At 63.0% G+C, this 7,300-nt stretch carries 5 protein-coding genes and 1 tRNA gene; 1 reads left to right on the plus strand and 5 read right to left on the minus strand.

What is annotated here, in order from left to right; translation table 11 throughout:
- Positions 1-1,809, minus strand: coding sequence for an IlvD/Edd family dehydratase (locus FHR70_RS22405; protein ID WP_183454402.1), 1,809 nt, complete (start codon positions 1,807-1,809; stop codon positions 1-3).
- 229 nt (positions 1,810-2,038) lie between these two features.
- Here FHR70_RS22405 and FHR70_RS22410 point away from each other — a divergent pair, with 229 nt between their 5' ends.
- Positions 2,039-2,638: a hypothetical protein gene (locus FHR70_RS22410; protein ID WP_183454404.1), complete on the plus strand. Its 600-nt coding sequence runs from the start codon at positions 2,039-2,041 to the stop codon at positions 2,636-2,638.
- A 16-nt stretch (positions 2,639-2,654) separates the two neighbouring features.
- On the opposite strand, the gene FHR70_RS22415 is transcribed toward FHR70_RS22410, so the two are convergent.
- From FHR70_RS22415 to FHR70_RS22430, 4 genes are all read right to left on the minus strand, one after another.
- The gene (locus FHR70_RS22415; protein WP_183454406.1) at positions 2,655-3,503 is read right to left on the minus strand and encodes a tellurite resistance TerB family protein; all 849 of its coding nucleotides are present in this window, start codon (positions 3,501-3,503) and stop codon (positions 2,655-2,657) included.
- Between the two features lie 95 nt (positions 3,504-3,598).
- On the minus strand, positions 3,599-5,770 hold the full coding sequence (locus tag FHR70_RS22420) for a TRAP transporter permease (protein ID WP_183454408.1): 2,172 nt from the start codon (positions 5,768-5,770) through the stop codon (positions 3,599-3,601).
- Positions 5,771-5,848: 78 nt separating this feature from the next.
- A complete protein-coding gene (locus FHR70_RS22425; RefSeq protein ID WP_183454436.1) occupies positions 5,849-6,826 on the minus strand; it encodes a TAXI family TRAP transporter solute-binding subunit in 978 nt (325 codons plus the stop codon).
- Positions 6,827-7,211: 385 nt separating this feature from the next.
- A tRNA-Met gene (locus tag FHR70_RS22430) sits at positions 7,212-7,288 on the minus strand.
- Positions 7,289-7,300: the final 12 nt, after the last annotated feature.

Consider the following 7,300-nt stretch of genomic DNA (forward strand, 5'->3'; position numbering starts at 1 on the left):
CTAGTGGTTGTCGCGCGGCACACCGAAGGTCTGGGCGACCTTCTGGTACTTCACGGCGGGCTTCAGGGTCATGCCCTCGGAGAGCTGATCGACCATGGAGCGCTGGATCTCCTGCCACGGCGTCTGGCTCGCCGGATAGGCATAGCCGCCCCGCGCCTCGAGATCGGCGCGGCGCTTCTCCAATTCCTCTGCGGACAGGAGAATGTCGGCACTGCGCTTGTTGAGGTCGATGCGGATGCGGTCGCCCGATTGCAGCAGCGCCAGCCCGCCGCCGACGGCGGCCTCGGGCGATGCGTTGAGGATCGACGGCGTGCCGGACGTGCCGGACTGCCGGCCATCACCGATGCACGGCAGAGAGAGAACGCCCCGTTTGATCAGTGCGCCCGGCGGCTGCATGTTCACCACCTCGGCGGCTCCGGGATAACCCACAGGGCCTGCGCCGCGCATGATCAGGATCGTGTGCTCGTCGATGTTAAGCGACGGATCGTCGATGCGGTGATGGTAATCCTCCGGGCCGTCGAACACGACCACACGCCCCTCGAAGGCGTTCGGATCCTCCGGGTTGTTGAGATAGCGCTCTTGGAATTCCGGGCTGATCACGCTCGTCTTCATGATCGCGGAATCGAACAGCGTGCCCTTGAGGTTGAGGAAGCCCGCCTTCTCCTTCAACGGATTGTCGTAGGAGCGGATCACGTCATGATCCCAGGTGTGCTTGCCGCGGCAGTTCTCGCCGATGGTCGTGCCCGTGCAGGTGATCGCGTCCTCGTGGATCTTGCCGGCGCCGATGAGTTCGGCCATCACGGCTGGCAGGCCGCCGGCGCGGAAATACTCCTCGCCGAGATATTCGCCCGCGGGCTGCACGTTGACGAGCAGCGGGATCTCGAAACCGATCCGCTCCCAATCGCTGTTGTCGAGCGGAACGCCAATATGCTTGGCGATTGCATTGATATGGACCGGCGCATTGGTGGAGCCGCCGATGGCCGCATTGGCCACGATGGCGTTCTCAAACGCCTCGCGGGTCATGATGTCGGAGGGTTTCAGGTCCTCCCACACCATGTCGACGATGCGCTTGCCCGTCTCGTAGGCCATCTGGCCGCGCTCGCGATAGGGAGCCGGCACGGCGGCCGAACCCGGCAGCGACATGCCGAGCGCCTCGGCGAGCGCATTCATCGTGGAGGCGGTGCCCATGGTGTTGCAATGGCCGACGGATGGGGCCGACGAGCCGACGATGTCGATGAACTGCTGATAATCGATATCGCCTGCCGCATGGCGCTCACGCGCCTTCCACACGATGGTGCCTGAGCCTGTGCGCTCGCCGTGATGCCAGCCGTTCAGCATGGGGCCGACGTTGAGCGAGATCGCCGGAATGTTCACAGTGGCGGCAGCCATGATGCAGGCCGGCATGGTCTTGTCGCAGCCGGTGAGCAGCACGACGCCGTCGAGCGGGTAGCCGTAGAGCACCTCGACGAGAGAAAGATAGGCGAGGTTGCGATCGAGGCAGGCGGTCGGGCGCTTGCCCGTCTCCTGGATCGGGTGGCACGGGAACTCGAAGGCCACGCCGCCGGCGGCCGTGATGCCGTCACGCACGCGCTTGGCGAGATCCAGATGATGCCGGTTGCAGGGGGACAGATCGGACCCGGTCTGCGCAATGCCGATGATCGGCTTCTTGCCCTGCAGTTCCTTGCCCGTGAGGCCGAAATTCAGGTAGCGCTCCAGGTAGAGCGCGGTCATGCCCGGGTTGTCCGGGTTATCGAACCAGAGCCGTGAGCGAAGCTGATCGGGGGTGCGACGGTGAGGCCTATCAGCCATTCTTCATGTCCTTTGGAGATCGGTGACCGAGTTGACGGGTATTTGATCCGGAGCGGGTGCGGAGATCAACCATCCCTTTGACGAAAGTCGTCCTCTCTTGAGGAGAAACTTTCCGCAAAGCTTCTGAGGGGAGCCCGCGCCCCCTGCTGGCGAACCATCATTCGTTATGATATTGCAGGAGCAGATGGTCTTGCGCCATGCAGTTCTCCTCCCGCTGTGTAAGCTGACGATGCTTCGATCCGCCCTTTTCCTGACCATCACAGCCATGCTGGCCTCTCAGGCTCATGCCAACGACTGCCCGACGGCGCAGACGGCAAAGCTTGGCTTCATATTGGAGCAGCAGGGAACCACCGCCGAGGTTCGGCCAGCTCCCAACCACTTCGTCCACGTGGTGAATTCCTACCCGAGCGGGAAGAAGCAGCACGTCGTCTACTACCGGGGCTTCTTCCCGATCAGCCGCTTCGACGACACGGCGCGGAGCATCAACATTCCCGTGTCCGATCTGCGAACCGTGTTCCCTCTCGAGTTGAAGGCTCGCCGCGCCATCACCTATGCGTTGGCTCAACCCGACAAAGTGGGGGCCCTCGTCTCTCTCGAACTCACGGTGACAGGCCAGGAGCAGTTCCAGCTCGGCTCCTGCTCCTACAACGTGCTGATCGTGCGCAACCGCTACCTCAATGCCGAGGGCAAAGTCACATCCGAAGTGACGGACCTGTACTCGCCCGATCTCGGCTTCGTGCTGGCCAAGCGCTACGAGGAAGGAAGTGGCAGGCAGACCACGGTGAAGTACCAGACCATCAGGTCCTTAGGCAAAACCTCGCCTCTCTGAAGCCGATACGGCTTCTTCAGCTCAGCGCACCGGCCGTGTCGTCGATCTGGGATCGCACAACCGGATCGAGATCGAGAGCCTCGGCCAGCTGGTTGAGAAACTCGCGCTCCTGGATCGTGTCGGGATCGATGGCAATGCGGGCGGCCGAATAGACCTGAGCGGCCATTTCCGGGTCGTTCACATTGGCAGCAAGCTCCTCCACATCGGCCGGCGAGGCCATTTCGGTTTCGAGCCAGCGGGTGGAATCCGGGTCGATGCCTGCTTCGGTCAACCCTTTCGTGATTCGAGAACGTTCCGCCTCGTCGATATGGCCATCGGCGGCTGCAGCCGCCACCATGGTGCGCAGGAAGAGAAGCGCGTCGTCTTCGGTCTGGGACACCGGGTGGAAGCGCGACGTTTCCGGCACGCTGAGGGCGGACTGCTCGACCGTTTGGTCCGTCTGGGATGAAAGAGTTTCAGCCGCGACTGCCTGTACTCCGCCCATGGTCGGAACGGTCGCGTCGCCTGCCCCGCCGGTGGCGGAGCCCTTAACGCTCTGCTGGTTCTGATAGGCCTTGTAGGCCAGGCCGCCAATCACCGCGAGCCCGCCGAGCCTAACCAGATTGCCGGTGAGCTTGCTCTTCTTGCGCCCCCTGAACAGGAGCCCGGCCAAGCCGACGAGAGCCGTCTGGGTCAGGCCGGGATGCTGCGTGGCGAAATCTTTGGCCTTCTGCAGGAGTTGATCGGGCGACTGGCCTGTGACCTGGGTCACGCTCCTCTCGACCTGCTGCCGCATGCCCGCTTGAGCCGGTTGGCCCGAACTCTGCTGATCGGGGCGGCCGATGGCTCCGATGAATGCATCCAACAGCTTCCGGTAATCGACCATGCGGCTCTCCTGTGGTCCTTCAATCAACAAAGAACAACGGAAGCGCCGCCGAATGGTTCAGGTTCTCGCGGTCGGGTCCCGCCGCAGTTCGAATGTCAGGCCGGCTTCGGCACTGCGGCGGCCCGCCCCTTGAGCACCTGGGACACGACCACAGGAGCCGCCATGGCAAGGCCGATCAGGGTCGTCTCCGGATCGGGCGCAATGATCGGCAGGGCCGCAAGGCCGATGAGCCAGCGCTCCCAGGCCCGCATCACCGTCAGCCCGTAGCCTGCAAAGGCCGCCGACAGGAACATGATGCCGACGATGGCACCGCCCGTGACGAACAGAAAGCCCGGCCACGTGAACTCGGGCGTGACGAGGAGCATGGCCGGTCCATAGACGAAGACGAACGGCACCAGCACCTTGCCGAGACCGAGGCGGAAGGCCGTGTTGCCGGTCCTGAACGGGTCAGCGCCCGCCATGCTGGCCCCCGCATAGGCTGCCAGCGCCACGGGCGGCGTGATGTCGGCGAGCACCCCGTAATAGAACACGAAGAAATGCGCCACGAGCGGCTGAACGCCGAGGAGCCCGAGCGCCGGCGCCGCAACCGTGACCATGATGATGTAGTTTGCCGTTGTCGGCACGCCGCAGCCCAAAAGGATGCAGACGATCGCCGTCATCAGCAGGGTGAAGAACAGCGTCATGGCATTCAGATTGGCGAGACCGGCCGGGACGAGATCCACGAAGCCTTGCGCCAGTTGGGCTGCAAAGGATGTGACGATGAAGGAGATCTTGAAGCCTACGCCCGTCAGCGTGACGATGCCCACGATGATGCCGACGGTCGCCGCCGCGGCACCCACGCCGATGGCGTATTTCGCACCGATCACGAAGGCGTCGATGAGATCGAACACCACGGCTTTGCCGGCTTCGCTTCTGAGATAGGTATAGACCAGCAACGCCAGCACGAAGGCAAGCACCGGCCCCACGAAGACGAGTTGCGTGAGCATGCCGGTTGCAATGCCTGCCGCGATGGCGGCCAGGAAGCCGAGAGTAATGACGGGCACCCGCGAGGCGCCGACCACGAGACAGGCTGTGATGCCCCAGAACGCCGCCAGATAGGGCGTGAACCCGGAGAACAGCACGATCAGCAAGGCTGCAAGCGGCATTATCGTCTGCCATCCCTCGCGGAGGACTTTCGCCGCCTTCGGCAGTTCCTCCGCCGGCAATCCTTTCAGGCCTGACTTCTTGGCTTCGAGATGAACCTGCATGAACACGCCGAAGAAGTGCATGCACGCCGGCACGATCGCAGCCAGGATGATCGTCTGATAGGACAGGTTCAGGAACTCGACCATCAGGAACGCAGCCGCGCCCATGATCGGCGGCGTGATCTGGCCGCCGGTCGAGGCGGCCGACTCAACGGCCGCCGCGAAGTGGCGCTGATAGCCGACCCGGATCATGGCCGGGATCGTCAGCGAGCCGACCGTCACCGTGTTGGCGATGGAGGAGCCGGAGATCATCCCGAACAGGGCCGAGCCGAAGATCGACACCTTCGCGGGACCACCCGCATAGCGTCCTGCAACAACGGTGGCGAGATCGATGAAGAGCTTGCCGAGGCCCACCCGCGTCGCCAGCACGCCGAAGAGCACGTAGTGGAAGACGTAAGTGGCAACAACGCCCAGGGCAATGCCATAGATGCCCTGGCTGGTGAGATAGAGGTGATTGACGATATTGGACCAGGACGCCCCGGGATGCTGGAGAATGCCCGGCATGGAAGGGCCGAAATAGGCATAGAGCATCACGCCGATCGAGATGACTGGCAGCGGCCAGCCGACCGAGCGGCGTGTCGCCTCCAGCAAAACGACGATCAGGATCGTGCCCATCACCACGTCGGTAGTTGAGGGATTGCCGACCCGGAATGCCAGTTCGTTGAAGATCCATGGAACGTAGAGGCTGGCGACGGCAGCCGCGATGGCCAACGCCCAATCGATGAGCGAAATGCTGCCCGGGCGCCACCAATTCGAGGGCGCGACCCGGTCATAGCCCCTTTTCGAAGCCGAGAAGACGAGAAAGATCAGGCCGAGCACGAAGGCCATATGGATGCCGCGATGAGTGGCCTCCCGCAGCAATCCGAATCCCGCCGTGTAGTAGTGAAAGAACGAGAGCGCGAGAAGCAGGCCGGCGACAAGCCACGCCGTCGCCGTCGGGAGCGGCCGGAAGCGCATCTCGGGATCGAACTTCTCCTCGAGGCTGCGGCCCTCGATGATCATATCGGCATTGGCGGTGGTCATGGCGTGTTCTCGACTTCAAACAAAGCGCCTCCCGCGGCGGCTGGCGCGGGAGGCTTACGGTAATGGGCTGGGCGACGATCAGCTCTTGAGGAGCCCGGCTTCCTTGTAGAAGCGCTCTGCGCCCGGATGAACCGGAATGCCGGCACCGGCAAGCGCGCTTTCCTTGCGGATCAGCTTGCCCTTGGCATGGCCGGCATCCAGCGCCGCGCGGGTCTTGTCGCTCCAGAGCCCCTTTACGACGCTATAGACCACCGCCTCCGGCACCTTGGCCGAGGTGATCCATTGAGCACCAACTGCCAGAGTCTTCACCGCAGCCACATCCTTGTAGGTGCCGGCCGGGATCTCGTCGGCGGCAAAGAAGCTGTATTGCTTGCGGATCGCGTCTGCTTCCGCTCCCGCCAGCGGAACGATGTCGATGCCGCCACCCGTAGCGGCGAGTTCGGTGATGGCGCTGGTCGGATAGCCTCCGACGAAGAAGAAGGCATCCAGACCACCGTCGCGCATGCGCTCGGCCGCCTGGTTGGGCTTCAGGAAGTCGGCCTTGACGTCGGCCTCCTTGAGCCCCCAACCGGAAAGAATGATGCGGGCGTCGACCAGGGTGCCGGAGCCCGGCTCGTCGAGAGAGACGCGCTTGCCCTTGAGATCGGCAACGGATTTGATGTTCGCGGACTTCGCCGCGACGAGGTGGATGCTCTCAGGATAGAGATTGGCCAGAAGACGCAGATCTTCGATCTTGCCTTTGCCTTCGAAAAGGCCGGTTCCTGAATAGGCCCAATACGCCACATCCGCTTGGCTGAAGCCAGACTCGAGGGCACCTGAGGCAATCGAGTTCACATTGGCCACTGAACCATTGGAGGCCTGAGCCGTCAGAACAAGCTGCGGCGGGTTCGAGATGGCATTCGCCATGAGACCGCCGACAGGGTAGTACGTGCCCGCCGTACCACCAGTGCCGATCCGGAAGAAGGCCGGCCCCTGAGCGAAAGCGTTGCGGCCGAGAGCCGCTGCGGCGCCCAAACCGAGGCCAATCTTTGCCAAGTCGCGGCGTGTCAGTGTCATAGACATGTACTCCCCTCATGAAGGATGGACCGTTTCTGATACGGCTCCGCTCCACTCTAACGGGAATTCTGTCTTCGTCTATGGCTGGTGCGAGCGATGCCACCAAGGGAAGCCGCTGCTACAAGTTTTGTCGGGTTGTGCGCTCGATTTTTGGTTCGGAGCTTCCTGATTGGCTGGAGCGCTTTCACATTGGCTGTCCCATCGCCTGCAGGAGGACAGCCTTTTCGCGGGCCTGTCAAAGCGAAAGGCATCCGGCCTGTCTATTGCTCGAGTCTAGCACGCATCCTGTCCCTTTGCTCAACGGGCGCGGTTCGCGCGGTCAGGGTGTCAGGCTCCAGACAAGCAAAAACCCTCGAAGGCGGAGCCATTCGAGGGTTTTGTGTATTGGTTGCGGGGACAGGATTTGAACCTGTGACCTTCAGGTTATGAGCCTGACGAGCTACCGGGCTGCTCCACCCCGCGCCATTCGGGCCA

It is taken from the genome of Microvirga lupini, from assembly GCF_014191055.1.
Classification (GTDB): domain Bacteria; phylum Pseudomonadota; class Alphaproteobacteria; order Rhizobiales; family Beijerinckiaceae; genus Microvirga; species Microvirga lupini_A.

Coding starts and splice junctions, on each gene's coding strand:
- FHR70_RS22405 (WP_183454402.1), bottom strand. CDS start 1,809: ATGGCTGATAGGCCTCACCGTCGCACCCCCGATCAGCTTCGCTCACGG.
- FHR70_RS22410 (WP_183454404.1), top strand. CDS start 2,039: ATGCTTCGATCCGCCCTTTTCCTGACCATCACAGCCATGCTGGCCTCT.
- FHR70_RS22415 (WP_183454406.1), bottom strand. CDS start 3,503: ATGGTCGATTACCGGAAGCTGTTGGATGCATTCATCGGAGCCATCGGC.
- FHR70_RS22420 (WP_183454408.1), bottom strand. CDS start 5,770: ATGACCACCGCCAATGCCGATATGATCATCGAGGGCCGCAGCCTCGAG.
- FHR70_RS22425 (WP_183454436.1), bottom strand. CDS start 6,826: ATGACACTGACACGCCGCGACTTGGCAAAGATTGGCCTCGGTTTGGGC.